This window comes from Streptomyces sp. NBC_01803, from assembly GCF_035917415.1.
GTDB lineage: Bacteria > Actinomycetota > Actinomycetes > Streptomycetales > Streptomycetaceae > Streptomyces.
The window spans coordinates 2,136,772-2,160,226 of the sequence record NZ_CP109073.1; the positions used below are offsets into that span (position 1 = coordinate 2,136,772).

Annotated in this window: 27 protein-coding genes, 2 tRNA genes and 1 riboswitch; of the genes, 17 read left to right on the forward strand and 12 right to left on the reverse strand. The window is 72.3% G+C overall.

Translation table 11 applies throughout. The features are described 5' to 3' along the window. Nucleotides 1–23: 23 nt before the first annotated feature. Nucleotides 24–395 (reverse strand): hypothetical protein, encoded by a 372-nt coding sequence (locus tag OIE51_RS09135; protein WP_326596807.1) that lies wholly within the window; start codon nt 393–395, stop codon nt 24–26. Nucleotides 396–568: 173 nt separating this feature from the next. Between OIE51_RS09135 and OIE51_RS09140 the strand changes: the two genes are divergently transcribed. Beyond that, nucleotides 569–2,065 carry a tetratricopeptide repeat protein gene (locus OIE51_RS09140; protein ID WP_326596809.1) on the forward strand — a complete coding sequence of 499 codons (1,497 nt, stop codon included), beginning with the start codon at nt 569–571 and terminating at the stop codon, nt 2,063–2,065. 176 nt (nt 2,066–2,241) lie between these two features. Here the strand turns inward: OIE51_RS09140 and OIE51_RS09145 are convergent, their stop codons facing one another. Beyond that, on the reverse strand, nt 2,242–2,850 hold the full coding sequence (locus tag OIE51_RS09145; RefSeq protein WP_326596810.1) for a histidine phosphatase family protein: 609 nt from the start codon (nt 2,848–2,850) through the stop codon (nt 2,242–2,244). A 172-nt stretch (nt 2,851–3,022) separates the two neighbouring features. On the opposite strand from OIE51_RS09145, the gene OIE51_RS09150 reads away from it, so the two are divergent. From OIE51_RS09150 to OIE51_RS09160, 3 genes are all read left to right on the forward strand, one after another. Beyond that, nucleotides 3,023–3,937, forward strand: coding sequence for a phosphatase PAP2 family protein (locus tag OIE51_RS09150; RefSeq protein WP_326596812.1), 915 nt, complete (start codon nt 3,023–3,025; stop codon nt 3,935–3,937). A gap of 7 nt (nt 3,938–3,944) precedes the next feature. Next, on the forward strand, nt 3,945–4,304 hold the full coding sequence (locus OIE51_RS09155; RefSeq protein WP_326596813.1) for a hypothetical protein: 360 nt from the start codon (nt 3,945–3,947) through the stop codon (nt 4,302–4,304). Nucleotides 4,305–4,364: 60 nt separating this feature from the next. Then, nucleotides 4,365–4,438: transfer RNA gene (locus OIE51_RS09160), tRNA-Lys, on the forward strand. Nucleotides 4,439–4,928: 490 nt separating this feature from the next. Here OIE51_RS09160 and OIE51_RS09165 read toward each other — a convergent pair. Both OIE51_RS09165 and OIE51_RS09170 read right to left on the reverse strand, forming a co-directional pair. Then, nucleotides 4,929–5,390, reverse strand: coding sequence for a MarR family transcriptional regulator (locus tag OIE51_RS09165; protein WP_326596815.1), 462 nt, complete (start codon nt 5,388–5,390; stop codon nt 4,929–4,931). Nucleotides 5,391–5,424: 34 nt separating this feature from the next. Continuing rightward, on the reverse strand, nt 5,425–6,639 hold the full coding sequence (locus OIE51_RS09170; RefSeq protein ID WP_326596816.1) for a M6 family metalloprotease domain-containing protein: 1,215 nt from the start codon (nt 6,637–6,639) through the stop codon (nt 5,425–5,427). Nucleotides 6,640–6,969: 330 nt separating this feature from the next. Between OIE51_RS09170 and OIE51_RS09175 the strand changes: the two genes are divergently transcribed. Beyond that, nucleotides 6,970–8,724 carry a putative bifunctional diguanylate cyclase/phosphodiesterase gene (locus OIE51_RS09175; RefSeq protein WP_442811889.1) on the forward strand — a complete coding sequence of 585 codons (1,755 nt, stop codon included), beginning with the start codon at nt 6,970–6,972 and terminating at the stop codon, nt 8,722–8,724. A gap of 65 nt (nt 8,725–8,789) precedes the next feature. Further along, nucleotides 8,790–9,164, forward strand: a complete 375-nt coding sequence (locus OIE51_RS09180) for a hypothetical protein (RefSeq protein ID WP_326596817.1) — start codon at nt 8,790–8,792, stop codon at nt 9,162–9,164. Between the two features lie 82 nt (nt 9,165–9,246). Here the strand turns inward: OIE51_RS09180 and OIE51_RS09185 are convergent, their stop codons facing one another. Both OIE51_RS09185 and OIE51_RS09190 read right to left on the reverse strand, forming a co-directional pair. After that, on the reverse strand, nt 9,247–9,981 hold the full coding sequence (locus OIE51_RS09185) for a maleate cis-trans isomerase family protein (RefSeq protein ID WP_326596818.1): 735 nt from the start codon (nt 9,979–9,981) through the stop codon (nt 9,247–9,249). Continuing rightward, nucleotides 9,978–10,778: a maleate cis-trans isomerase family protein gene (locus OIE51_RS09190; RefSeq protein ID WP_326596819.1), complete on the reverse strand. Its 801-nt coding sequence runs from the start codon at nt 10,776–10,778 to the stop codon at nt 9,978–9,980. Before OIE51_RS09190 ends, OIE51_RS09185 begins: the two co-directional genes overlap by 4 nt. A 126-nt stretch (nt 10,779–10,904) precedes the next feature. On the opposite strand from OIE51_RS09190, the gene OIE51_RS09195 reads away from it, so the two are divergent. Then, entirely contained in the window at nt 10,905–11,858 is a 954-nt protein-coding gene (locus OIE51_RS09195; RefSeq protein WP_326596820.1) for a D-2-hydroxyacid dehydrogenase, read from the forward strand. Then, on the forward strand, nt 11,855–13,285 hold the full coding sequence (locus OIE51_RS09200) for an amidase (protein ID WP_326596821.1): 1,431 nt from the start codon (nt 11,855–11,857) through the stop codon (nt 13,283–13,285). The genes OIE51_RS09195 and OIE51_RS09200 overlap by 4 nt, the downstream gene beginning before the upstream one ends. An 80-nt stretch (nt 13,286–13,365) precedes the next feature. Here the strand turns inward: OIE51_RS09200 and OIE51_RS09205 are convergent, their stop codons facing one another. Then, on the reverse strand, nt 13,366–13,881 hold the full coding sequence (locus tag OIE51_RS09205) for a DUF3830 family protein (protein ID WP_326596822.1): 516 nt from the start codon (nt 13,879–13,881) through the stop codon (nt 13,366–13,368). A 146-nt stretch (nt 13,882–14,027) separates the two neighbouring features. Between OIE51_RS09205 and ehuB the strand changes: the two genes are divergently transcribed. The 5 genes from ehuB (at nt 14,028) to OIE51_RS09230 (ending at nt 17,948) form a co-directional block, all read left to right on the forward strand. Then, a complete protein-coding gene (gene ehuB, locus OIE51_RS09210; RefSeq protein ID WP_326596824.1) occupies nt 14,028–14,912 on the forward strand; it encodes an ectoine/hydroxyectoine ABC transporter substrate-binding protein EhuB in 885 nt (294 codons plus the stop codon). Next, nucleotides 14,909–15,691: an ectoine/hydroxyectoine ABC transporter permease subunit EhuC gene (gene ehuC, locus OIE51_RS09215; protein ID WP_326596825.1), complete on the forward strand. Its 783-nt coding sequence runs from the start codon at nt 14,909–14,911 to the stop codon at nt 15,689–15,691. The genes ehuB and ehuC overlap by 4 nt, the downstream gene beginning before the upstream one ends. Then, the gene (gene ehuD, locus OIE51_RS09220) at nt 15,688–16,341 is read left to right on the forward strand and encodes an ectoine/hydroxyectoine ABC transporter permease subunit EhuD (protein ID WP_326596827.1); all 654 of its coding nucleotides are present in this window, start codon (nt 15,688–15,690) and stop codon (nt 16,339–16,341) included. The genes ehuC and ehuD overlap by 4 nt, the downstream gene beginning before the upstream one ends. Continuing rightward, nucleotides 16,325–17,110: an ectoine/hydroxyectoine ABC transporter ATP-binding protein EhuA gene (gene ehuA / locus OIE51_RS09225; protein WP_326596828.1), complete on the forward strand. Its 786-nt coding sequence runs from the start codon at nt 16,325–16,327 to the stop codon at nt 17,108–17,110. Before ehuD ends, ehuA begins: the two co-directional genes overlap by 17 nt. Before the next feature lie 79 nt (nt 17,111–17,189). Further along, entirely contained in the window at nt 17,190–17,948 is a 759-nt protein-coding gene (locus OIE51_RS09230) for an IclR family transcriptional regulator (RefSeq protein ID WP_326596830.1), read from the forward strand. A 1-nt stretch (nt 17,949) separates the two neighbouring features. Here OIE51_RS09230 and OIE51_RS09235 read toward each other — a convergent pair whose 3' ends face one another. After that, a complete protein-coding gene (locus OIE51_RS09235; RefSeq protein WP_326596832.1) occupies nt 17,950–18,261 on the reverse strand; it encodes an antibiotic biosynthesis monooxygenase family protein in 312 nt (103 codons plus the stop codon). A 226-nt stretch (nt 18,262–18,487) separates the two neighbouring features. On the opposite strand from OIE51_RS09235, the gene OIE51_RS09240 reads away from it, so the two are divergent. After that, nucleotides 18,488–18,616 carry a hypothetical protein gene (locus OIE51_RS09240; protein WP_326596834.1) on the forward strand — a complete coding sequence of 43 codons (129 nt, stop codon included), beginning with the start codon at nt 18,488–18,490 and terminating at the stop codon, nt 18,614–18,616. A gap of 58 nt (nt 18,617–18,674) precedes the next feature. Here OIE51_RS09240 and OIE51_RS09245 read toward each other — a convergent pair whose 3' ends face one another. After that, nucleotides 18,675–19,244 (reverse strand): L,D-transpeptidase, encoded by a 570-nt coding sequence (locus OIE51_RS09245; protein WP_326596836.1) that lies wholly within the window; start codon nt 19,242–19,244, stop codon nt 18,675–18,677. Nucleotides 19,245–19,389: 145 nt separating this feature from the next. Between OIE51_RS09245 and OIE51_RS09250 the strand changes: the two genes are divergently transcribed. The 3 genes from OIE51_RS09250 to OIE51_RS09260 all read left to right on the forward strand — a co-directional run bounded on the left by OIE51_RS09250 (nt 19,390) and on the right by OIE51_RS09260 (nt 20,846). Continuing rightward, a complete protein-coding gene (locus tag OIE51_RS09250) occupies nt 19,390–19,668 on the forward strand; it encodes a DUF2087 domain-containing protein (protein WP_442811890.1) in 279 nt (92 codons plus the stop codon). 41 nt (nt 19,669–19,709) lie between these two features. Further along, a riboswitch (cobalamin riboswitch) is annotated at nt 19,710–19,832 on the forward strand. A gap of 33 nt (nt 19,833–19,865) precedes the next feature. Beyond that, on the forward strand, nt 19,866–20,081 hold the full coding sequence (locus OIE51_RS09255; RefSeq protein WP_326596837.1) for a CbtB domain-containing protein: 216 nt from the start codon (nt 19,866–19,868) through the stop codon (nt 20,079–20,081). 15 nt (nt 20,082–20,096) lie between these two features. Continuing rightward, nucleotides 20,097–20,846 carry a CbtA family protein gene (locus OIE51_RS09260; RefSeq protein WP_326596839.1) on the forward strand — a complete coding sequence of 250 codons (750 nt, stop codon included), beginning with the start codon at nt 20,097–20,099 and terminating at the stop codon, nt 20,844–20,846. Here OIE51_RS09260 and OIE51_RS09265 read toward each other — a convergent pair. From OIE51_RS09265 to OIE51_RS09275, 3 genes are all read right to left on the reverse strand, one after another. Further along, nucleotides 20,843–21,271: an OsmC family protein gene (locus OIE51_RS09265; protein WP_326596841.1), complete on the reverse strand. Its 429-nt coding sequence runs from the start codon at nt 21,269–21,271 to the stop codon at nt 20,843–20,845. The two genes, OIE51_RS09260 and OIE51_RS09265, sit on opposite strands and share 4 nt — an antisense overlap. 120 nt (nt 21,272–21,391) lie before the next feature. Continuing rightward, nucleotides 21,392–21,466, reverse strand: a tRNA-Leu gene (locus tag OIE51_RS09270). A gap of 579 nt (nt 21,467–22,045) precedes the next feature. Then, complete coding sequence (locus OIE51_RS09275) at nt 22,046–23,398, reverse strand: DUF445 domain-containing protein (protein ID WP_442811891.1); 1,353 nt, start codon at nt 23,396–23,398, stop codon at nt 22,046–22,048. Nucleotides 23,399–23,455 lie beyond the last annotated feature (57 nt).

The window sequence follows — 23,455 nt, forward strand, 5'->3', positions numbered from 1 at the left end:
CGGTGACACCGCCGCCGTGACGGCTATGGACAGCGCGGCTGGCAGCGGTCCACGACGGCGAGCAGGCGGACCGCCTCGTCCAGGGCGGCTCGCAGCCGCTCCGGCTCGGTGGTGTCGACCACCGTTCCCTCCGGCGGGACGAGCCAGCCGCTGCCGGTGACGGGTGGCTGGGTGCCGCACGCCGACCCGCCGCAGGTCTGGATGCAGGCGCTGCCGGGCAGGTCCCAGCCCTCGGCGGTGCCGGGCGGGACGATGAAGCCGAGCGTGTCGCCCTCCTGGTCGTGCAGTACGGGGCCCACGTCATGGCGCAGGCGCAGGATGTCGACCGCTTCCAGACCTTGCCGGGCCGGAACGGTCACCAGATCGCAGGGCTCCACTTCGCCGGTATCCGCCATGGGGATCCTCCTGGTTCGACTGTCGGGTGCGTTGTTCAACGCGCGACTCCTGTCAACGGCTACGGCCCAGGACCGCCGCAAAGGGTGGCAGTTCATGGCAGATCACGAGGGATATGTCGCGTTTGCGGGAAAGCGGACGGTAGTCGGTGATGCACAGCCGGTACCTTCCGGCCATGGCGACGTCATCATCCGCGTCCCGGCCGGACGGCCACCCCCAGGTCTTCAACCACGTCTTCCGTCAGCTCCGCGGACCCATGTCGCAGGGCGAGTTCGCCGCCGCCGTCCGGCGCGCGGCGCGGGAGATCGGCGAACGGGTCTCCTGCGACGCCCGGTACATCGGCCGGGTCGAAGCGGGTGAAATCAGGTGCCCTAATTACGCCTATGAACGGGTATTCCTTCACATGTTCCCGGGGCACACGCTCACCGATCTCGGGTTCGAGGCCAGACAGGTCGTCCGCCGGCGCAGACCGCCGCACGGCGTTCGCACCGGCCCCGGACCGTCCCCCCGGCCGCCGTCCGCGCGTTCCGGCGGCCCCACCGGCACCTGCGCCGGCACCACCGGCCTCACCGGCGAGGCGGGTCACCCGGACCGCACGGACGCCACGGATACCACAGAGGAGGGCGACGTGCTGCGTCGCGCTTTCATGACCGGCGGCCCCACCGCCGTCGCTTCCCTGACCGCTCTGGGATCGCTCCCCGCCTCCGCCGGGCCCTCGCGCCCCGGCGGAACGGAGGCCGCCGCCCTGACGCGGGCCGTCCGCGACATCCGCCTGCTGGACGACCGCCACGGCGCCGACGCGCTGTACCGGCCGGCCTGCGACACCCTCCAGGCGGCCTTCGCCATGCTCGACTCCGGCGCGCTGCGACAGCGCGTGAGTGATCAACTCCACTCCGCCGCCGGCGAGCTGGCCATCTCGGTGGGCTGGCTGGCCCACGACTCCGGACGGCTGACCGAGGCCCGCTCCCACTATGCCGAGGCCCTGGCCACCGCCCGGATCAGCGGCGACGCGGCGCTGGAGGCCCACGCCTTCTGCAACACCGCCTTCCTCGCCCGCGATACCGGCCACCACCGCGAGGCCGTGCGGGCGGCCCAGGCCGGTCGGCAGGCGGCACTCCGGCTCGGCTCGGACGAGTTGCTGGCCCTGCTCGCGCTGCGCGAGGCGAGCGGCTGGGCCGGGCTCGGCGACCGGCCCGGCACGCGAGAGGCGCTGGGCCGCGCCCGGGCCCACCACGAGCGGGGCCGGTCGGACGCCGACCCGGAGTGGATGTCGTTTTTCGGGGACGCCGAGTTCGCGGGCCAGGAGGCGGGCTGCTGGGCGATGCTCGGCGACTGGGAGCGGGCCAGCGGGTGCCAGCGGCGGGCGGTGACGGCGGCCGGGACCGAGCCGCACTTCGCGCGCAACATCACTCTGTACGCGGCCGAACTCGCCCAGTATCTGGTGGCGCACGACGAGCCGGAGGAGGCCGCGGTGTTCGGCAACCGGGCACTTGACCTGCTCGACCAGGTGCGCTCGACCCGGATCGCGAGCCTGCTCGACCACACGGCGCGCCGCCTGCGGCCGGCGAGCGGGGACGCGACGGTGGCCTCGTTCCTGGACCGCCGGCGCGCACGCCGGGCGCCCGCGCTGCCGGTGTTGCCCACCTTGTCCGTGCGGAGCCTGAGCGCGTAGGCCACCGGCTCCGGCGCGGGCGTCAGGTGACAAGCGTCAGGCGCCCAGTGCCCAATGGCCCAGCGGCAGGCGGCGGGCGCCCGATGTCGGGCCCCGGTGGCAGGCGCCCGGTGGCAAACGTCAGACGTCAGGCGCCCAGTGGCCCATGCCCGGCGACAGGCGTCAGGTGCCCGGCGTCAAACATCCAGGTGCCCGGTGTCGTTCCAGCGCTCCAGGGCGGGCTCGCCGTAGGCCCAGCCGAGCCCCGACAGGGCCGCCGCCTCCAGGCGGAGCCGGGCGGCGAAGCGGACATCCAGCCCGAGCCAGCGGGCCGCGACCGCGCGCAGGATGTGGCCGTGCGCGAAGACCGCCGTCTCCCGGCCGGCCGCGTGTGCCTCGTGCACCCAGGCGACGACCTCGTCGGCGCGCGAGGAGAACTGTTCCAGGGTCTCGCCGCCGGTCACCCCGTCGCGCCAGATCACCCAGTTCCTGCCGTGCCGTTCGGAGATCTCCTCGGTGGTCATGCCCTCCATGTCGCCGTAGTCCCACTCGCGCAGCGCGTCCCAAGAGGTCGCCCGGCCACCGAATCCGGCCAATTCGCAGGTGTCCTGGGCACGGAGGAGCGGACTGGTGCGGATCTCGGCGTCCGGCAGCCCGTTGAACGGCGCCTCGTGCAGGCGCACGCCGAGCGACTTCGCCTGGGAGCGGCCCTCGTCCAGCAGGGGAACATCCGTGAGTCCGGTATGGCGCCCGGCCACCGACCAGGCAGTTCGTCCATGCCGGATCAGCAGGGTACGGGCGGTCATGAGGATCCTCTCGTTTGTCACATGTATCACTCATCATCTCGCACGCAACCGAAAGAAGCTCCCCCCGCGTCTGTTCCCCTGGACTTCGCCTTACGGTGGGACTAACTAACCACCGGCTGGCCCCAAGCCGATGCCGACAGCCGAGACGACGTGAATCTGGAGTCTGACGACCATGCCCCGAGACCGGCCGCGCTGGTGGACCGAGCTGCTACTGATCGTGGTCGTGTACGGGGCGTACTCCGGCGCCAGGCTCCTGGCGCGGGGCGACGTCGAGACGGCGGTCGGCAACGGCTTGGCCATCCTGCGGCTGGAGAACTCGCTCTGGCTGAGCGCGGAGGACCCGCTCAACGAGCTGTTCACGCAGGAGGCGTGGCTCGGCATTCCGTCGAGCTTCGCCTATGCCTCGCTGCACTACATCGTCACGCCCGCCGTCCTGATCTGGCTGTTCCGGCGCCGCCCGCTGCACTACCGGCTGATGCGCACCTGGCTGCTGGCCTCGACGCTGCTCGGGCTGATCGGCTTCACGCTGATGCCGACGAGCCCGCCGCGGCTGCTGCCCGGCACGCACGGCTTCGTCGACAGCCTGGCGCAGTACAGCGATTACGGCTGGTGGGCCGGCGAGGCGAGCGCGCCCAGCGGCATGGGTGATCTCACCAACCAGTACGCCGCCATGCCGAGCCTGCACGTGGGCTGGTCGGTGTGGTGCGGGGTGGCGTTGTGGCACTACGGAAGGCGCACGCCGCTGATGCGCACGCTGGCCGTGGGCTATCCGCTGATAACCACGATGGTGGTGATGGGCACCGCGAACCACTACTTCATCGACGCCCTCGCCGGCACCGCGGTCATGACGGCCGGACTGCTGCTGTCCCGCCCGCTGCTGCGCCTGTCGAACCGGATCAGGGTCCGGTACGGGCTGGACCAGCCCGTACCGGGCACCGAGCACGACGCGATCCCGGCGGCGGCCCCGGCGGCCTCGACTGCTCCGACGGCCCCGACGGGCACCACGCGCCACACCCGCCCGCTGGAGCTGGCACGGCAGAATGGACCGGCGCAGCGTGACGCCCACGCGCCGAACCTTGGAGGCTGATCCCCCGATGCCAGCGCCGCCCGACGATCCAGGCCGGACACCGGAGCCTCACCGCCGCTACCACCGCCCGGCCCCGCTGTTCTTCGAACCGCCGGCCGGGCAGGCGGACGAGGAGCACTTCTTCGCCCTGGAGAAGATCACCGACCCGCGCGAGCTGCTGGGACGGGCGACGGAGCTGGCCGTGGCGTTCCAGGCGGCGGCCGACCGTTCCGTGGAGTACCAGGCGATCGCCGCCGCCCAGCTCGCCGACCCCAAGCGGTTCGACAGCCTCCCGGTGGCGGCGATCGCGGACCGCGCGGGATGGACGGAGGACTACGCGGTGAAGATGATCGAATACGGCCGTGAGCTGCAACGGCGTCGTCCGTAGCCATCCCGAACCGATTTTTGTTCCGCCGGATGGGAGTGCTAAGGTCTACGACGTCAGCAGGCGCCGCTAGCTCAGTTGGTTAGAGCAGCTGACTCTTAATCAGCGGGTCCGGGGTTCGAGTCCCTGGCGGCGCACAGCGACAAGGGAGCCTCACCCGGCGAAAGCCGGGTGAGGCTCCCTTCTTGCTTCTCGGAGACGCCTCCCCTTCACCTGACGGACAGAGCGCACGATATGCGATCACTCGACCCCGCGCAGTCACTCCTTGGGGGCATCCGCCGCCTCACTCGTCTCCATTCCGTCACCGGGTTCCACCGCCGGGTGGTTGCGGTGTGATCGATCCCGGGAGCGGCGCCAGGAATGGGAGGCCGCGCGCAGGAGCCGGAGGGGGCGGCACGGCGGGCGTCGATGTCGGCGAAACCCGAGCGCGGCAACACATCGGTCCCGCCTTCGGGGCCGTGCGCCATCGCGGCACGGTCCGTTCACGCTCCCGCCGCTCGAGCCATGGGCCGGAGGCACCTCGCGGGGAGCACGCGCACCAGCCCGGGCCCCACAACGCCGGCGCGGTGGCGCGTTCAGCTCTACCGCCGCTGTCCGCGGCGCTCGCCGCCGCCCGGGTGCTCCCGGTCAGTGGTGCCACGCCTCCCCGTCCACGTTCTGGATCATCCGTTGCAGCACCTTCAGCGTCGTGACGTACTCCTCATCCGTCACGTTCCGGTGGACCCGGTCGAGCACGCCCCGGACGGACACCGCGGCCTTCGCACGGACCGTCTCACCCCCGGCGGTGAGGCGGAAACGGCCGTCGTCCGCGGCGATCAGGCCGGCCGCCGCCAGGGCGTCGATCTCGCCGTGCAGAGCCTCGCCCACGTCCAGGTAGCCGTGGAGGGTGTCGTACAGCTCGTCCCGGGTACGGCCGTCGTCGGCGAGGCCCAGCTGTCCCAGCACCCACCACCGGGGCTGGGTGAGCCCGTACTCAGCCAGTGCGGCCCGGATAGAGGTGACGACCGCCTTGTGGGCGGCCCAGCTCCAGTAGCCGATCGGCTGGCCGGCGAGGTCGGCGTCGCTGTGGGAGTACGTGTATGAGTCCATGGCGGCCACGCTAGAAGCTCAACAACGCTTGAAGTCAAGACCGGGCGACCTTGATGTCCCAACCACCCGTCACTGTCCGTTCACCCACCTCGATCCGCACCCCGGCGTCCGCGTCGTAGTAGCTCTCGCCCGTCTCCAGCGGCGCGTCGGCCAGGCTGGGGTTGACCGAGGCGGCGTGGCACGCGCCGGTGTCCGGGTGGCCGTCGAGGACTTCGATCGGGCCGTCGGCCGAGGCGACGTCGCTGCGCACCCGGTACAGCAGCACGCCGCGCGTGCAGGTCGTCGCGTCGTTGCCGATCGGCGCGCGGGCCTCGGCGACCAGCGCCTCGGCCGGGCCGGTGCGGATCACGGCCAGGCGGGTGTCCGACTCGGGGCTCTCCTTGTCCAGGGGGGCGCCCAGGGGCTGGAGGGTGTGGTGCGTGGTGCCCGGGGAGCGCACGCAATCCACGTGCCCCGGCCGGAGCCAGCCGAGCTTCCATTTGTGCCAGCCGAAAAGCTCGGGGGCGAGCCCGAACTGACTTCCCATGAGGTCCCAATCCCCCACATGCGTGTCCCAATCGCCGAATCCTTCCTCCGGCCGGTTGTATAGATCGGGCAGATCGAAGACGTGTCCGGTCTCGTGGGCGAGGACGTTCCGGTCGGGATCGCGCCGTTCGAAGACGGTGACGATGCGTCGGATCTCGTCGTCCCCGATCCGGACGGGCTTGTCGAAGTTGACGACCTTGGTGGCGTCGGAGTCCACGCCCGGCGCGTCCGGGTCGGCCACCAGATAGACGATGTCGTAGGCGCCGAGGTCCACCCGCTGGGTGACGGCCTTGAGCGCGTCGTGCACGTAGGCCGAGCGCAGGGCGGCGTTCCAGTCGCGTCGTATCCCGTAGTCGCGGGAATCCCGGGGCATCTTCAGCCATTCGGACACCACGCGCGTGCGCAGGTCGAGCCTGCCGTAGGAGGCGGCGCGGAAGTAGTCGGCGGTCGCCGGGAAGTAGTCGGCGGCGATCCGCTGCGGCGTGAGCTGGGGCTTGGCGTCGGGGAAGGAGAGGAAGAGCATGACGGCGCGCGTCTCGCCGACCGGACGCGGGTACTCCTCGTTCCACGTGTCCACCCCCTCGGAGTGGTGGATGGCGGAACGTGGCAGGCTGCACGGTTCGTCCGCGACGGCCTCGTCGCCGGTACCCGCGGTCAGGGTGCTGCCGAGCAGGGCGGCCAGCGCGGTGAGCACGGCCGTGGGCCGGCGGTGGACACGGCGCACATCGACCTCCGATCGGCCTTACGGGAATGCCGATCACCACTCTGTTCGCAATTGCCGGAATACGGCCTGTTTCAGTAGGCCGCCCGGGTCATAGGCAATATGATTACCCTGCGTATTCTTCAGTCGGGAACGGTCGGGAGGGCGCAGGCGACGAGCAGAAACGATCAGCTTGTCGAATATTTGTCGGAAGCGCACATTCTGGGTTCCGAGACAGGCCCAACGGGCACTGGCTCAGCCCGCGTCACAGCCTCTATGATCGCCACATTTCCAGCGCGGATACGCCAAGCGGGCAGCCAGGGGAGCGCCCGACAGCACCATCGGGAGCGATCGGTGAACGGACCCCACAACGGACCGGGACATGACCCCGGAAGCGCCCTCCATGCGACTCCTTCAGCCTTCACGGAGAGTGAGATCCTCGCGGACTATCGAGCCGCCTTCCAGATCGCCCAGCTACCCATGGCGCTGGTCGGCAGATCAGGACAGATCCTCATCGCCAATCCGGCCTTCGGCCGGCTGCTGGGCATCCCGCTTGAGCGGCTGGCCGGGGTCCGCGCGGACACCGTGACCGGGCTCGGCCTCGACGGCCGCACGCGCGGCTCGTACCACGCGGTGCTGCGCGGCCACAGCGAGCGCATGCGCTGCACGCGCCGTCTCAAACATGCCGACGGGCACACCCTGTGGGCGGAGGTGACTGTGCTGCCCACCCGCTGCGACGACTCGGCGGCGCTGCTGACCGTCCTCGACATCAGCGAGCGCCGCGACCTCCAGGAGCGGTTGCGCCACATCGAGATGCACGACCCGGTCACCCGGCTGCCCAACCGCGCGCTGTTCTTCGAGCGGCTCACCAGCGCGCTCGCGGACTCCGCCACCGGGCGGATCGGGCTGTGCTATCTCGGCCTCGACGGTTTCAAGGCCATCAACGACACCCTCGGCCACCGCGTCGGCGACCAGCTCCTCAGTGCCGCCGCCCAGCGCCTGGCCCACTGCGCCACCGGCGCCGGCGGGCATCTGGTCGCCCGGCTCGGCGGCGACGAGTTCGCCGTGCTGGTGGAGGGCTCGACGGGCACCGAGCAGCTCACCCGCCTCGCGGAGAAGATGCTCGCCGCGCTCCAGCGCCCGTTCGACCTGTGCGGGCAGCGGCTCGCCGTCTCGGCCAGCATCGGCGTGGTGGAGCGGGAGTGCGCGAGCACGACGGCCACCGGGCTGATGCAGGCCGCCGACACCACGCTGTACTGGGCGAAGGCGGACGGCAAGGCCCGCTGGACGCTGTTCGACCCCGAGCGGAACGCGCACCGCATGACGCGGCAGTCGCTGTCCGCGACGCTCCGCCGGGGCGTGGAGCGCGGTGAGTTCACGCTGGAGTACCAGCCGATCGTGGGGCTCGCGGACGACATCGTGCGCGGGGCGGAGGCGCTGGTGCGCTGGCGCCACCCGCAGTTCGGCACGCTCGGCCCGGACCGTTTCATCGGGCTGGCGGAGGAGAACGGCGCGATCGTGCCGCTCGGCCGCTGGGCACTGATCGAGGCGTGCCGCCAGGCGCGCCGCTGGCAGCTCGACCATCCGGGGAGACCACTCTTCGTCAGCGTCAACGTGGCGGTGCGTCAGGTCTGGGACTCGGACCTGGTGAGCGATGTGGCGAGCGCGTTGCGGGACTCGGGGCTGCCGTCCGGGCTCCTGCAGCTGGAGCTGACCGAGTCGGCGGTGATGGGCTCGGCGGGGCGACCGTTGCAGGCGCTCCAGGATCTGTCGGACATGGGGGTGCGGATCGCGATCGACGACTTCGGCACGGGGTATTCCAACCTCGCCTACCTGAGCCGGCTTCCGGTGCGGGCGCTGAAGCTCGACGGCATGTTCGTGCGCGGCTTCCGCACCGCGCGCCATCTCAACCCGGCGGATGAGACGATCGTCACATCGCTGGTGCAGCTCGCCCACAAGCTCGGCCTCACGGTCACGGCCGAGTGCGTCGAGGGCCCGGCACAGGCGGAACGGCTGCGCAGAATCGGCTGCGACACCGGTCAGGGATGGCACTACGCCCGGCCGATGCCCGCCGATCACATGGCCGCCCTGCTCGCCGGGCGGACCTGACGGCCCGGCGAGTACCGGTCGTGGCACTCGACGCGCGGACGGGTGTGCCGGAATACTGCCGGGCCATGGCGATCTCTGCGGAGAACATCACCCTCGACCGATTCGAACGGCTGCTGGCCGACGAGTCGGTGCCGCTCGTGCACCGGGCACTGTGGCTGCTGCTGTGGGAGAGCGACGTGCGGGTGCTCGACCTGCTGGCGCTCGACGTGGCGGACGTGGCACGGGCCGGCGTCGCGGACGAACGCGCCGTCGGCCTGCTGTCCCGCCTGATCGGCGAGCGCACGGCGGGACCGCTGCTGGCGGTCGGGCAGAAGGTGCTGACATGGGATCAGGCGGTCCGCACGGCACAGGGCCACGGCCACGCGGTGCACGCGTTCCGCACCAGCGGGCGTCGCCACCGCCGTGCGGCGCCCGCCCCGGCGAGCCGCCCCGACGCCTGAACGGCCGCCCCGACGCCTGAACGGCCACCGTGACGCCCGGCGGGCACCCCGGCGGGCGCGTGCCGCCCCTACGCCGCCCGCCTTACGCCGCCCGGTCCGCGAACAGCGAGCCCATCGCCCGGCAGCGCGCCGGATGGTCCAGCAGGCGCAGCCCCTCCCAGGCGGTGACCTGGTTGGCAGTCAGCACCGGTTTGCCGAGCGCCGCCTCCAACTCGGGCAGCCAGGCCGCCGTGTGCAGCGCCGTGTCCGGGAGCAGGACCGCGTCGGCCGCCGGGTGGTCGCCGGAGCGGGCCAGGTCCAGGACCTCGTCGCGGCCCCAGGTGCCGACCTCGGCCGCCGTGATGACGCCGCTGCCGCGCACCGCCACCACCTCGATGCCCGCCGTGCCGAGGAAGTCGGCGAACAACGCGGCCACGTCGTCCGGATACGTCGCCGCGACCGCCACCCGCCGCGCGCCCACCGCGCGTGCCGCCCGCGCGAACGCGAACGACGTGCTGGACGCGGGCAGCTCCGCCTCCGCCGCCAACCGCCGCACCTGGTCGGCCGCGCCGTCCCAGCCGTAGACGAAGCTGGCGCTGGTGCAGGCCCACACCACGGCTGCCACCCCCTGCCCGGTCAGCTCCCCGAGCTTCGCGGTCAGCCGGTCCACCGACCCCATCTCCCGCAGCGCGTCCACCCGGTGGGCGTCCGTGCCGATGTCGGTGTGGACCAGCGGCAGCCGGACGCCCGCGCCGGCCCCGTTGAGCAGCGACTCCATGCGCGGGAAGTCGTCCTCGGCGGAGTGCCCCGGGTACAGGAACCCGACCGTGGCCGTCATGTGACCGCGTCACCTCTCTCCTCGTCGACCGCCATGGACGCCGGGCCGCGCCGGGCCGCCGGGTCCAGCAGCGCCTGGTACGGGCCGACGGCCGCCGAGCCCAGCTCGCGCAGCGCGGCCCACATCGTCACCTGGTTGGCGGAGATCACCGGCATCCGCAGCTCCGCCTCCAGCTGCGGTATCACGTCGTACGTGGGCAGGTTGGTGCAGCTGATGAACAACGCCTCCGGCGGCGCCGCCGCCCGCGCCACCGCGCCGCGGGCCATCGCCACCACCTCCCGGTACGGCACCCGCCATATCTGCCGGGTCAGCCCCAGGTACCCGCGCCCGCAGACCGCCACGCCCGCCTCGCGCAGATAGTCCTCCAGCGCGTCCGTCACCGACTTCGTGTACGGCGTGATGACCGCGATCCGCCCCACGTCCAGCTCGGCCAGGGCGGCCAGCAGCGCGCCCGACGTCGTCAGGGCCGGGATCTCGCCGGCCTGCCGCATGGCCTCGGTCATGGCCCGCTCGCCCGCGACGCCGCCGACAAAGCTGCCGGAGGTGCAGGCGTAGGCCACCACCTCGGGTCCGACGGCGCACAGCGCCCGCACGCCCTCGCGCAGCGTGGCGTGCTCGCTGACCAGCCGGGCCAGGTCCAGGCTGACCTCGACGGGGACGAACGGCGTCCGCGTCACGTGCAGGGATACGTCGGCGGGCACCCAGCGCCACAGCTCGCGGTCGAGCGCGAAGTCGAACGGCGCGACGACGCCCACACCGCGCTGCGGCAACGGGCCGCTGAGAAAGGAGATATCCATGCTGACCCCGATTCATCGGAGCGGAAACCGCCGACGTTCGTTGACGAAGGTAGTGACGGCTTCCTACGGTGGTCAATCCTCGTCAACGACCCAAACAGCCCTTCGTTTCGAAAGGGTTTCCCCCAAATGTCCGAACCCCGTGTGCTCGTCCTCGACACAGACCCCTCACCCCGCCTCGACCGGCTCACCGGCCACGCCCGCGTCGTGCGCGCCGATGAGAAGGGCCTGGCCGACCGGCTGCCCGAGGCCGACGCGCTGCTGGTGTGGGACTTCGCCTCCGACGCCGTCCGGCACGCCTGGCCGGGGCCGGGACCCCGCCCGGTCTGGGTGCACACGGCGAGCGCGGGCGTCGATCGGCTGCTCTTTCCCGAGCTGCTGGCCTCCCCCACCGTCCTGACGAACGCGCGCGGCGTCTTCGACCGGCCGATCGCCGAGTACGTGGCCGGGCTCGTGCTGTCCATGGCCAAGGACTTCGACGGCAGCCGCACCCTCCAGTCCCGGCGGCACTGGCTGCACCGCGAGACGGAGAAGGTGTACGGCAGCCGGGCGATCGTGGTCGGCTCAGGACCCATCGGGCGGCGGATCGGCGGCACGCTGACCGCGCTCGGGGTGGATGTGGCACTGGTCGGCCGCACGGCCCGGGAGGGCGTGCGCGCGAGCGAGGAGCTGCCGGCGCTGCTGCCCGGCGCGGACTGGGTGGTGTGCGCCGCCCCGCTCACGCCCGCGACGACCGGCATGTTCGACACGGCGGCCTTCGCGCTGATGAAGCCGTCGGCCCGGTTCATCAACGTCGGGCGCGGCGGGCACGTCGTGGAGGAGGACCTGGCCGCCGCGTTGCGTTCCGGGCGGCTGGCGGGCGCCGCGCTGGACGTGTTCACCACCGAGCCGCTGCCGCCCGAGAGTCCGCTGTGGGACCTGCCGGGCCTGGTCGTCTCGCCGCACATGAGCGGCGACACGGTCGGCTGGCGCGACGACCTGGCCGAGCAGTTCTGCGACAACTTCGACCGCTGGCGCGCGGGCGAGCCGCTGGTCAACGTGGTCGACAAGCGGCTCGGCTACGTCCCCTCGGAGGCCCCGTGACCCCGCTCGCCGACCTGACCGCCACCGAGCTCGTCGCCCGGTACGCGACCGGCGACCTCTCGCCCGTCGACGTGGCGGAGGCGGCGCTCGCCCGGGCGGCGGCCATCGGTCCCGAGGTGAACGCCTTCGTGCTCATCGACCGGCCCGGCGCCCTCGCCGCCGCCCGCGCCTCGGCGGAACGGTGGCGGCGCGGGCGGCCCGCCGGCCCGGTGGACGGGGTGCCGGTGACCGTGAAGGACATCCTGCTCCAGCGCGGCCACCCCACCCGGCGGGGCAGCGCGGCCCAGCCTCCGGGGGACGGGCCGTGGGAGGAGGACGCCCCGGCGGTCGCCCGGCTGCGCGAGTCGGGCGCCGTCTTCCTCGGCAAGACGACCACCCCCGAGTTCGGCTGGAAGGGCGTGACCGACTCGCCGCTCTCCGGCGCGACGGGCAACCCGTACGCCCCGGCGCGCACCTCCGGTGGTTCGAGCGGCGGGAGCGCGGCGGCGGTGGCGCTGGGCGCCGGGCCGCTGAGCCTGGGCACGGACGGCGGCGGCTCGGTCCGCATCCCGGCCTCGTTCTGCGGGATCTTCGCGCTCAAGCCGACCTACGGGCGGGTGCCGCTCTACCCGGCCAGCGCGTTCGGCACGCTCGCGCACGTCGGCCCGATGACCCGCGACGCGGCCGACGCCGCGCTGCTGCTCGACATCATCGCCCGCCCCGATCCGCGCGACTGGTCCCAGCTCGCGCCGGGCCCCGGCCGTTTCGCCAACGCGCTGGTGGCGGGCGTGGAACGGGTCAGGGGCCTGCGCGTGGCCTACTCCCCCGCACTGAGCGAGGCCGAGGTCGCCCCCGATGTGGCCGCCGCCGTGCGGCGCGCGGTGGACGGGCTGGCCGGCCTCGGCGCGCGGGTGACCGAGACCGACCCGCCGCTGCCGCCGCTCGCGGAGCTGCGCGAGGCGTTCCACGCGCTCTGGTTCAGCGGCGCGGCCCGCGTGACGCAGCACTTCGACGCCGGGCAGGTGGCGGCGCTCGATCCGGGCCTGCGGGAGATCCGCGCCGCCGGGGCGCGGTACTCGGCGCTGGACTACCTGGCGGCGGTTGACGTCCGGATGGCGCTGGGCCGCGCGATGGGCGCCTTCCACGAGCGTTACGACCTGCTGGTCACGCCGACGGTGCCGGGCACCGCGTTCGCCAAGGGGACCGAGGTGCCGGAGGGCTCGGGCATGAGCCGGTGGACGGAGTGGACGCCGTTCACCTATCCGTTCAATCTCACCCAGCAGCCCGCCGCGTCCCTGCCGTGCGGGCTGGACGCGGAGGGGCTGCCGATCGGGCTCCAGCTGGTCGGCGCCCGGCACGCGGACGCCCTCGTGCTGCGGGCCGCGCACGCGCTCTACGCGGCGGGCGTCGCGGGCGTGCCAGGTCCCCCGACGCCGGGTCCGGGGTAGCGGCCGGCGTGCCGACCGCGGTACCGGGCGCGGTACCGGGCGCGGTACCGGGCGGCACGGCTCAGGCGCTCAGGCGCGGCTCAGGCGCGGCGGAAGCTGAGCGTCTCGCCCAGCGCCCCGGCCCGCCACAGGTCCTGGCAGGCGTCGGCCATCCGGTCCAGTCCCTCGACCACCGCGCCCCACACGATGCCGGGCACCCAGCCGGTGTCACCGTTGAGCAGCAGGTTGTTCCGCTCGTAGAACAGCGCCAGGTCGACCACCGTGGTCCGGCCTCCGTGTCCGGCGCCACTCCCGTACCCGTGGGAGGCGGTGCCGAGCTGCGTGCCGGTGAAGGTGAAATAGCACAGGTCACCGGGGATCGGGGTGACCGTCGGGTTCTCCAGCGGCGGCTCCTCAGCGGCGAAGGGGGGCACCAGGGCGTAGATCTCGTTCCTGGCGTATTTCGCGTGATACACGTCACCGCCGAGCGGCAGCGCGTCCCACACGGCGGCGCAGGTGAGCGGCGCCCGGTCGGCGAGCAGTTTCGCGGTGCAACTGACTCCGCGCTTGTCGAGCGAGACGGTGATGAACCTGTTCTCGGCCGGGATTTCGGGCATGGTGACGGCCTCCTCGGGGCTCGGTCCTGGCTTCACCGGATGCCCACGATGCCACGCCGCTCCCGCGCGGACTCCGCGGCGCCTTCGCGGATTCCGGGCGCGAAAGACATCGCATACATGTGCAAAGACCGGGTAGAGGCGCGCCCATGGCTCCCTCACGAAGAGCGACAGGCCCCAGCCGCCGCTCGCTGCTCGCGGGCGCCGCCGCGTTCGGCGTCCTCGCGGCGGCGGGATGCTCCCGGGTCCCGGCCGACGGCGACGAGGCGGGCGGCGACCTGCTGGAACGGCTGCGCGAACGCGGCCGGGTCAAGATCGGCATCGCCAACGAACCCCCCTTCGGCTACATCGACGACGAAGGGGAGCCGACCGGCGAGGCCCCCGAGGTGGCGAAGGTGATCTTCCGCCGCCTCGGCGTGGACGAGGTGACGCCCGTGCCCGTCGAGTTCAGCGCCCTGATCCCGGGGCTCAAGGCCCGGCAGTTCGACGTCGTCTCCGCCGGGATGTACATCAACCCGACCCGCTGCGCGCAGGTGCTCTTCTCCGATCCGGACTACCTGATGCCCGACGCCTTCATCGTCCCGGCCGGGAACCCCGAGGGGCTGCGCGGCTACGAGGATGTCAAGGAGAAGAACCTGACCCTGGCCACCGGTCAGGCGTACGCCCAGATCGACTACGCCCGCGCCGCCGGGATCGGCGACCTGCTCATCCTGCCCGACCAGGTCGCCGGCCTCGAAGCCGTCACGCAGGGGCGGGCCGCCGCGTTCGCCGGGACCAGCGTCACCGTCAAGGGCGTGGTCGAGGGGTCCGGCCGGGTCGAGGCCACCGAGCCGTTCCAGCCCGTCGTGGACGGCGAACCGGCCTACGGCGCGGGCGGGTTCGCGTTCCGGCCGACGGAGAAGAACCTCCGCGACGCCTTCAACGAGGAGCTGCACCGGCTCAAGGACAGCGGTGAACTCCTGGAGATCGTCGCGCCCTTCGGTTTCACCGAGGCGGAGATGACCGACCTCACCGCCGAGGAGCTGTGCCGATGATGACCCAGGGGATGTTCGAGAACTACTTCCTGCCCGGCGTCTGGATCACGATCCAGGTCACGCTCTGCGGCGCCGTGCTGGCCGCCGCCGTCGCGTTCGCCGTCGGCGCCCTGCGGACCTCGCGGCTGTGGGTCCTGCGGTTCCTGTCCGGCTGCTACTTCGAGCTGTTCCGCGGCATGTCGTCGCTGGTCCTGATGTTCTGGCTGGTCTTCTCGCTGCCCCTGATCTTCCGCTGGCAGCTCGTGCCGATGTTCGCCGGGGTGCTGGCGCTCGGCCTGACCTACGGCGCCTACGGCTCGGAGGTGGTGCGCGGCGCCCTGGCGGCCGTGCCCGCCGCCCAGCGCGAGGCGGGGGTCGCGCTGGGCTTCACCCGCCTCCAGCGGCTGCGGCGCATCGAGATCCCGCAGGCGTGGCCGGAGATGGTGCCACCGTTCAACAACCTGTTGATCGAGCTGCTCAAGGGCACCGCGCTGGTCTCCACGATCACGGTGGCCGACATGACCTACGCGGGGAACCTGGTCCGGCTCGGCAGCAACGAGAGCGCGCCGGTCTACACGCTGCTCCTCGTCCTCTACTTCGTCCTCGCGTTCGTCCTCACCCGGGGGATGCGGGTGCTGGAGCGGCACGCCAAGTCCCGGGTGGGGCAGGCGCCGCCGCGCGGCGGAAGCCTGTGGTCGCGGCTCGCGCCGCGCGAGCGGGCCGGGGAGGGCGCGGGCGCGCTGACCGCCGGCGCGGCGCCCGGCATGGCGTCCGGCACGGTGGGCGGCGGTGCCGCGTGAGTTGGGACTGGGACGTCGTCGACGCCTTCCTGCCGCGCTTCTGGGACGGGGTGCTGGTCACCCTCCAGGCGCTGGCGCTCGGCAGCCTGATCGCCTTCGCGCTCGGCCTGGTGTGGGCCCTCGCGCAGCGCTCCCGCCTCGCGCTCGTGCGCTGGCCGGTGAACGCGGTCACCGAGTTCATCCGCGACACGCCGCTGCTGGTGCAGCTCTTCTTCCTCTACTACGTGGTGCCCGAGTGGGGCCCGTCGATGTCCGCGCTCACCACCGGCATCGTCGGCCTCGGCCTGCACTACTCGACGTACATCGCCGAGGTCTACCGCGCCGGGATCGACGGCGTCCCGGCCGGCCAGTGGGAGGCGGCCACCGCGCTCAGCCTGCCGCGCCGCCGCACCTGGCGCGCGGTGATCCTGCCGCAGGCCGTCCGCAGGGTGGTCCCGGCCCTGGGGAACTACGTCATCGCCATGCTGAAGGACTCACCGATGATCGCGGTCGTCGGGGCACTCGACATGTTCGGGGAGGCCAGGGGCTTCAGCGACGCGACGTTCACCACCGAGGCGTACACCATCGTGGGTGTCGCCTTCCTCGCCATCGCCTACCCGGCCTCTCTGCTGGTCCGAGCCCTGGAGCGTCGTCTTGCCGTCACCCGTTGAAACCCCCGACGAACTGATCCGATTCGACCAGGTCACCCAGCGCTTCGGCGACACGACCGTCCTCGACCGCCTCGACTTCTCCGTGGCCCGGGGGAAGCACGTCACTCTCATCGGCCCCTCCGGCTCCGGCAAGACCACCATCCTGCGGCTGCTGATGGCCCTGGTGCGGCCGGACGAGGGCACGATCAGCGTGGACGGCGACTGCCTCACCCACGAGCAGCGCAACGGCAAGCTGATCAGGGCCGGCGACCGGCACGTCCGCGAGGTCCGCAAGAAGATCGGCATGGTCTTCCAGCAGTTCAACCTCTTCCCCAACATGAAGGTGCTGCGGAACGTCACCGAGGCGCCCGTCCACGTCCTCGGCCTGTCCCGCGAGGAGGCCGCGGAACGCGCCCGCGACCTCATCGAGTTGGTCGGCCTGACCGACCAACTCGACAAATACCCCAGCCAGCTGTCCGGCGGCCAGCAGCAACGGGTCGCCATCGCCCGGGCACTGGCCATGCGCCCGCAAGTGCTGCTGCTGGACGAGGTGACCTCGGCGCTCGACCCCGAGTTGGTCGCGGGCGTGCTGGACGTGCTGCGCGACATCGCCCGCACCACGGACATCACCATGCTCGTCGTCACCCACGAGATGTCGTTCGCCCGGGACATCTCCGACGCGGTCCTGATGTTCGACCAGGGCCGGATCGTCGAATCCGGCAGCCCGGACAAGATCTTCAGCGCCCCGGAACACGACCGCACCAGGGAGTTCCTCAGCACCGTCCTGTGAGCTCTGCCGCCCACCGACTCCGTTCATCGCTAGGCTGGTCGCCATCCGCTCTCCGCGAGGACGCAGCCAGGAGGACGCAGTGGGGACCACGTCCGGTCGGACCGCCCCGTTCCGCTCCGTGCGCCACGCCCTGCGGGTGCTGGAGATCATCGCCGGACACCCGGACGGCCTGCGCGACGACGAGCTGGGGCGCGCCGCCGCCCTCCCAGCAAGTCAACTCGCCCATTTGCTAGGGACGTTGCGCCGCGAGGGCTACGTCCGCAGGCTCGCCGACGGCGGCTACGCCGCCGGGCGCGCCCTCGTCCTGCTCGGCTCCGCCGCCGACCGGCGGCGGCTGCGGCAGGAGAAGCTCCAGCAGGCGCTGGACGCGCTGCGCGAATCGCTCAACGCGGCCGTCTACCTGGCCCGTTACGCCGACGGCGAGCTGGAGGTGACCCTCACCTCGGACGCCCCGCAGACGCCGAGGGTCAACGAGTGGGTGGACTTCCGCGCCGCCGCCCACGCCACCGCGATCGGCAAGTGCCTGCTCAGCCAGCTCGACCACGACGGCCGCCAGGACCACCTCGCCCGCCACCCCGCCGCCCGCCTCACCTCGCGGACCATCACCGACCAGCGGATCCTGCTCAGCGCGCTGGACCGCCGGCCGGCCACGATGCCGGTGCTCGACCTCCAGGAGTACGCGGTCGGCACGCTGTGCGCGGCGGTCCCGCTGACGGCGGGCTCGACGGCCGGCTGTCTGGCCCTGTCCCTGCCGATCGATCAGGCCCACCGTCTGCGGCTGGCGGCCGAGGCGCTCAACCGGCAGGCCGCGCCCACCCTGTTGTCGCTGGCCCTGTGACTCAGCCCTCCCTGGGCCCCGCCTGCTGGATCACCTCGAAGGACCAGAGCGTCGAACCCGCCGCCGCCGGCCGCTCGCCGCCACCCTGATGAGCCTGCCGCATGGGCCCGCTCAGCCAGTTCTGGAAGTCCTCCTCGCTGCGCCAGCGGGTGTACACGAGATACGTGTCGGTCCCCTCGACGGGCCGCAGCAACTCGAACCACTCGAACCCGTCCTGCGCCTCGACGATCCCGGCCCGCCCGGCGAACCGCTTCTCCAGAACCTCCCGCTGCTCCTCGGGAACGGACAGCACGTTGATCTTCACCACGCTCATCGAGCACCTTCCTCCGACAGATCGGCCTGTGAGCAGTCTCCTACACCGGGTGCCGGGACCGTCCGGCGTCCCCGGCGGCGTGGCGCGACCGGCCGGTGCGCCCGGTCCGGGAGCCGGTCCCGGTGCATGGCGGGCGAGGGACACCGGTACGCGACGCCGCTGGACGCGCTGGGCGATCCCCGGTGGGACGGGGCCTCCGGCTCCGCCACCGCCGAGGAGAACGGAGGTGACCCGGCGGGACGGCGAGCGCGAGGCAACGGCCGGTGTGGTGGACGCCTGGTCCGCCGCCGGGGCCACCCGGATGGAGAACGAACTCGACGAGCACGCCGACGAGTCGGAGTCGATCACCGCGTGACTCGACGAGAAGCGCGGCGCCGTGCGGCGGATGCCGGACGCCGCACCCCGTCCGTGAGCTACCCGACCACCCGCACGGTGGTGCCGACCTCCGTGAACTCCCATACGGCGTCGCCGTCCTCGGCACGCGACCGGATGCCGCCGGTCTCGACTCCCGGTCCCGGGCTCGGGGACGCGCCGTCCACCGCGTTGGAGAACCCGATGGATATCCCGCCCACGACCGTGAAGTAGACGATGTTCTCGATCGGCGCCCCGTCGCTGCCGGTGCTCTCCGGGCGGCGGTACGAGACCGTGTACGTCCCGACCTCCGGGGTCACCGTCCCGGGCCAGACCGTGAAGGTGCGCGTGGCCGTGTTGTCGTCGCCCACCAGCCAGACCTGTTCCTGACCCAGCGAGTAGACGACGCGCCGCCCGTCGCCCGAGTCCTCCGGCACCGCCGGCGCCTCGGGCGACGGATCGGCGGAAGCCGTCCCGTCCGCCGTCGGTGACGCGGAGGGCTCACTCGTGCCGGGTGCCGCGCTCGCCGGGGCGTCGTCACGCGCCTGCACGGCCAGCGCCGTGACGATCACCAGCGCCCCCGCGGTGAGCAAGGAGATCCATGTCGCCGTGGGGACCTGACGGTTGGGCATGCCAGCAGTGTAGGCAGCCCGGACAATCCGCATGCGGGGGCCGGGCGGTCGTGGCAGCCTGGGGCCGTCCGGAAGCGCATCCGGAACCGGAGTGACCGGCATGACCGGCATGACCGGCATGACCGGCATGAGAGGAGCGAGGACCGTGACCGATGGGGACGGTGCCCGGGATGCCCGGGGCGTCAGTCATCTCTTCGCGCGCGGACGGCTGATCGCGATCCCCCGACGGGTCGCGCGCCGCGAGCAGTTGCTCGCCCACCTCGCCGAGACGCTTTTCGAGCGCGGCCGTGTCTACAGCGAACGCGAGGTCAACGAGGCGTTGCTCACGGTCCACGACGACTGCGCGGCGCTCCGCCGGTACCTGGTGGACGAGGGCTGGCTGGCCAGATCGCGGGACGGCATGAACTACGGTCGGGTCCGTTGACAGGGGTATGCCAAGCCTGCCACGCTCAAGGCACTTCATATTTTCATACTTGAGGCGACGGTATGCAGGAACCCGGTGCGAATCCGGGACGGTCCCGCCACTGTGACGCCGCCGGCCGACAGCCGGCGCGGAGTCAGGAACTGATCCGTCGCTCTCTCCGAACATGGGGCGTGGAAACCCCAGGAGGAGGACTTCGGATGTCTCAGCACACCGTAGGAACGACCGCGGCCCCCGCCGCCGACGCGACGCGCCGGACCCGGGACTGGGCCGTCGCCGCGTTCGCCGCTGTCATCGCTCTGCTCGCTCTCTGGGCCGTCTTCTTCGACAACGGCCAGGCCATCGCCGCCACGGAGAACTACCTCCACGAGTTCTCGCACGACGGCCGGCACCTGTTCGGCGCTCCCTGCCACTGAGAGGGATCACCGGACATGCTCCCCCCGCTCACCCGCGGCATCGCCGCGGGCGGCTTCGGCGGCCTGCTCTCGGGCCTGTTCTCCCTCCTGTTGGCCGGTCCCCTGCTGGACCGCGCCATCCGCCTCGAAGAGGAACACGGCGCGGAACACGGTGAGACCGGGCACGCGCACGCCGCCGAGGAAGTCTTCGGCCGCGGCACCCAGCACATCGGGCTGGTGGTGACCGCGATCGTCATGGGCCTGGCCATCGGCGTCTTCTTCGGCATCGTCTACGCGGTGCTGTACCGGGTCCCGGACCCGGCGGCCGACTGGCCGCGCGCGGTCGCCCTGGCCGCGGCGGGCTTCGTGGCCCTGTCGCTGCTGCCCGGCCTGCGCTACCCGGCCCGGCCCCCCGGCGTCGGCGACAGCGACACCGTCGAGGAACGCCAACTCGCCTGGCTGGCCGCCCTGGTGATCGGCGTGCTCGGCACGGCACTGGCCTGGCACCTGTACCGCAGGCTGACGGACCAGCTCCAGCCGGTCCGTCACCTGGCCGTCGCGGGAACGCTCGTGGCCACCCTGGCCGCGCTCTTCCTGCTGCCCGGCAACCCCGACCCGGTGGACGTCCCCGCCGAACTGCTGTGGGACTTCCGCCTGCTGTCCCTGGCCGGGCACGGCATGCTCTGGGCCGGACTGGCCGTCGCCTTCTGGCTGTTGAGCCGCCAGGCGGAAACGGCCCGGCCGACGGCCCCCGCCCCGGCGGAGACTGTCAGCGTCCGGTCCTAGTCGAGCAGTTCGGCCTCAAGCGAGATCGGGGCACCCGTCAGCGCCTTGCTGACCGGGCAGTTGGCCTTGGCGGCCTCGGCGGCGGTCTGGAAGTCCGCCGCCGAGATCCCGGGCACCCGCGCCTTGACGCTCAGCACGATGCCGGTGATGCCCTGCCCCGGCTGGAACGTGACGCTCGCCTGCGTCTGCACCGACTCCGGCGGCGTCCCGGCGCCGGCGAGCCCGTGCGAGAGGGCCATCGAGAAGCACGAGGAGTGCGCGGCGGCGATGAGCTCCTCGGGACTGGTCCGCCCATGGGGCTCCTCGGCCCGGGACGGCCAGGTGACGTCGAACTTCCCGACCCCCGAGGAATCCAGGGACACGGTCCCGGCGCCCTCCATGAGGGAGCCTTCCCAGTTCGTCGTGGCGATGCGGGTGGTTGCCATGGTCGATCCTCCTGGAGGAATCGGAACAACGGGTCACGTACGAGCAACGTACGAAGGACACGGTATCGCCGCCGGCCCGGCGTCACCGTGAAGAGCCCCGCCGGAGGGCAGGGTCCGCGGTGGGCCCGGTGGGACTCGAACCCACGACACACCGGACCTAAACCGGCGCCCTCTGGCCAGCTGGGGTACGGGCCCGCTCACCCAACTGTACCGGCCGGGAAAGTGCCCACCGCCCCGGGTGTCCCGCGTCTCACCGGCCACGACGTGCGAAAGTCGGCGGCCGGCGGTGGCGGGACGGGCACAGATACCGGAGGTTCGCCGAGGCGGTGGTCGGACCGGCCGCGGCCCAGGTGATCGATCTCCGGCACGAGCCGCGCGCCGTGCCACCGGTCGCCGTTCCGCACCCCGCGCCCAGGTGCGGGACACCCTTCTTCTGGAGTCTTCCGGAGTCTTCCGGAGTCTTCTGGGGATTTCCGGAGTCTTCTGGGGATTTCCGGAGTCCCCCGGAGCGCCCGGCGCGGCAGAGCCCGCCGCACGCGCGGGGCTCCGGGCGGCCCGGCCCGGAGCATGTCGTCCGCCGGACGCCGATTCGCCGCCGGCCGCCCCCGGTTGGGGCCTTACCGGTGAAGTGCCCCATGGAGACGCCGTATACGCGGACGTCCCGCACCACGCGAGCCCGCCCCGCGCCGCCGTGTGGCGCGGGGCCATGTGCCCCGTCTCCTGCTGGCCGTCTCCGTCGCCTCCGACGGGTCAACGGGCGGGGAAGGCGGCGCGTCACCCGCCCACGGCGTGGGTCAGGGCGTGAATCGTCAGCCCCACCAAAGCGCCGATGACCGTGCCGTTCAGGCGGATGAACTGCAGGTCGCGGCCGATGTGGAGTTCGATCTTGCGGGACGTGGTGCGGGCGTCCCAGGAAGCGACCGTGTCCGTGATCAGGGACGTGATCTCGGTGCGGTAGCCGGAGACGACGTGGATCGTGGCGTCGGTCACCCAGCCGTCCAGCTTGGCGCGCAGGCGTTCGTCCGAGGCGAGGCGGTGGCCCAGGGTGAGGACCGCGTCGCGGGCGCGGCGGCGAAGCGCGCTGTGCTCGTCCTCGGCGGCCGTGAGGACCATCGCGCGGAGGTTGGCCCAGGCGGAGGCGATCAGCTCCTGGACCTCGGGGCGTGCCAGGAAGTCGGCCTTCAGGCGTTCCACCTTGGCGCGGGTGGCCGGGTCGTGCTGGAGCTGACGGGCGAAGTCCGTCAGGAATCGGTCGAGGGCGCCGCGCGCGGGGTGGTGGGGGGAGTCGCGCGCCTCGGTGACAAAGCGCAGCAGTTCGCGATGGACGCGGTCGCCCACCTTGCGGTCCACGAAGCGCGGGGTCCAGCCGGGGGCGCCGCCCTGGACGGCGGACAGGACGGCTTCGCGGTGCTTGGTCAGCCAGTCGGCGGTCTGCGCGCACACGAGGTCGACGAAACGGCGGTGGCCGTCGTCCGCGACGGTCCGTTCCAGGAGCCTGCCGAGCACCGGGGAGAGCTCCTGGGCGTCGGCGCGGCGGGTGATGGCCTCACCGATGACGGCCTGGACGTCGGCGTCGCGCAGCACGGTGAGGCCGCCGCGGACGGCCGTGGCCAGCTCGGCGGTGACGCGGTCGGCGTTCGCCGGGCCGGAGAGCCAGTCGCCCAGGCGGCGGGCGAGGGCGATGGAGGCGAGCTTGTCGCGGACGACCTGTTCGGCCAGGAAGTTGTCGCCGACGAAGTCGCCGAGCGACTGGCCGAGCTGGTCCTTCTTGGTCGGGATGATCGCCGTGTGCGGAATGGGCAGGCCGAGGGGGTGGCGGAAGAGGGCGGTCACGGCGAACCAGTCGGCGAGCGCGCCGACCATGCCGGCCTCCGCGCCGGCGGCCACGTACGCCGCCCACGCTCCGGCGCCACGATGCTCGGCCCAGGTCGCGAGGGCGTAGACGATCGCGACGACGATCAGCAGGGCGGTGGCCACGGTCTTCATCCGCCACAGCCCGCGCATCTTCGCGGCGTCGGCCTCCGTCAAGGCGATTCGATCCATCACACTGGTCATTGTCCCGTTGACCGGAGTCTTGTGCGGCCTGGGCCGACCGGGTGAGCCGCGCTCATCCCATCGTGGGATCATGTGACGGTGGGAGTGGTAAGCGCGCGGCGAGCCTTCGCCCTGCTCGTGGGGTTGACG

What these genes read in the sequence shown, in the direction of transcription:
- OIE51_RS09135 (WP_326596807.1), bottom strand. Translation starts at nt 395, where the DNA reads ATGGCGGATACCGGCGAAGTGGAGCCCTGCGATCTGGTGACCGTTCCG.
- OIE51_RS09140 (WP_326596809.1), top strand. Translation starts at nt 569, where the DNA reads ATGGCGACGTCATCATCCGCGTCCCGGCCGGACGGCCACCCCCAGGTC.
- OIE51_RS09145 (WP_326596810.1), bottom strand. Translation starts at nt 2,850, where the DNA reads ATGACCGCCCGTACCCTGCTGATCCGGCATGGACGAACTGCCTGGTCG.
- OIE51_RS09150 (WP_326596812.1), top strand. Translation starts at nt 3,023, where the DNA reads ATGCCCCGAGACCGGCCGCGCTGGTGGACCGAGCTGCTACTGATCGTG.
- OIE51_RS09155 (WP_326596813.1), top strand. Translation starts at nt 3,945, where the DNA reads ATGCCAGCGCCGCCCGACGATCCAGGCCGGACACCGGAGCCTCACCGC.
- OIE51_RS09165 (WP_326596815.1), bottom strand. Translation starts at nt 5,390, where the DNA reads ATGGACTCATACACGTACTCCCACAGCGACGCCGACCTCGCCGGCCAG.
- OIE51_RS09180 (WP_326596817.1), top strand. Translation starts at nt 8,790, where the DNA reads ATGGCGATCTCTGCGGAGAACATCACCCTCGACCGATTCGAACGGCTG.
- OIE51_RS09185 (WP_326596818.1), bottom strand. Translation starts at nt 9,981, where the DNA reads ATGACGGCCACGGTCGGGTTCCTGTACCCGGGGCACTCCGCCGAGGAC.
- OIE51_RS09190 (WP_326596819.1), bottom strand. Translation starts at nt 10,778, where the DNA reads ATGGATATCTCCTTTCTCAGCGGCCCGTTGCCGCAGCGCGGTGTGGGC.
- OIE51_RS09195 (WP_326596820.1), top strand. Translation starts at nt 10,905, where the DNA reads ATGTCCGAACCCCGTGTGCTCGTCCTCGACACAGACCCCTCACCCCGC.
- OIE51_RS09205 (WP_326596822.1), bottom strand. Translation starts at nt 13,881, where the DNA reads ATGCCCGAAATCCCGGCCGAGAACAGGTTCATCACCGTCTCGCTCGAC.
- ehuB (WP_326596824.1), top strand. Translation starts at nt 14,028, where the DNA reads ATGGCTCCCTCACGAAGAGCGACAGGCCCCAGCCGCCGCTCGCTGCTC.
- ehuC (WP_326596825.1), top strand. Translation starts at nt 14,909, where the DNA reads ATGATGACCCAGGGGATGTTCGAGAACTACTTCCTGCCCGGCGTCTGG.
- OIE51_RS09235 (WP_326596832.1), bottom strand. Translation starts at nt 18,261, where the DNA reads ATGAGCGTGGTGAAGATCAACGTGCTGTCCGTTCCCGAGGAGCAGCGG.
- OIE51_RS09245 (WP_326596836.1), bottom strand. Translation starts at nt 19,244, where the DNA reads ATGCCCAACCGTCAGGTCCCCACGGCGACATGGATCTCCTTGCTCACC.
- OIE51_RS09255 (WP_326596837.1), top strand. Translation starts at nt 19,866, where the DNA reads ATGTCTCAGCACACCGTAGGAACGACCGCGGCCCCCGCCGCCGACGCG.
- OIE51_RS09260 (WP_326596839.1), top strand. Translation starts at nt 20,097, where the DNA reads ATGCTCCCCCCGCTCACCCGCGGCATCGCCGCGGGCGGCTTCGGCGGC.
- OIE51_RS09265 (WP_326596841.1), bottom strand. Translation starts at nt 21,271, where the DNA reads ATGGCAACCACCCGCATCGCCACGACGAACTGGGAAGGCTCCCTCATG.
- OIE51_RS09275 (WP_442811891.1), bottom strand. Translation starts at nt 23,398, where the DNA reads ATGATCCCACGATGGGATGAGCGCGGCTCACCCGGTCGGCCCAGGCCG.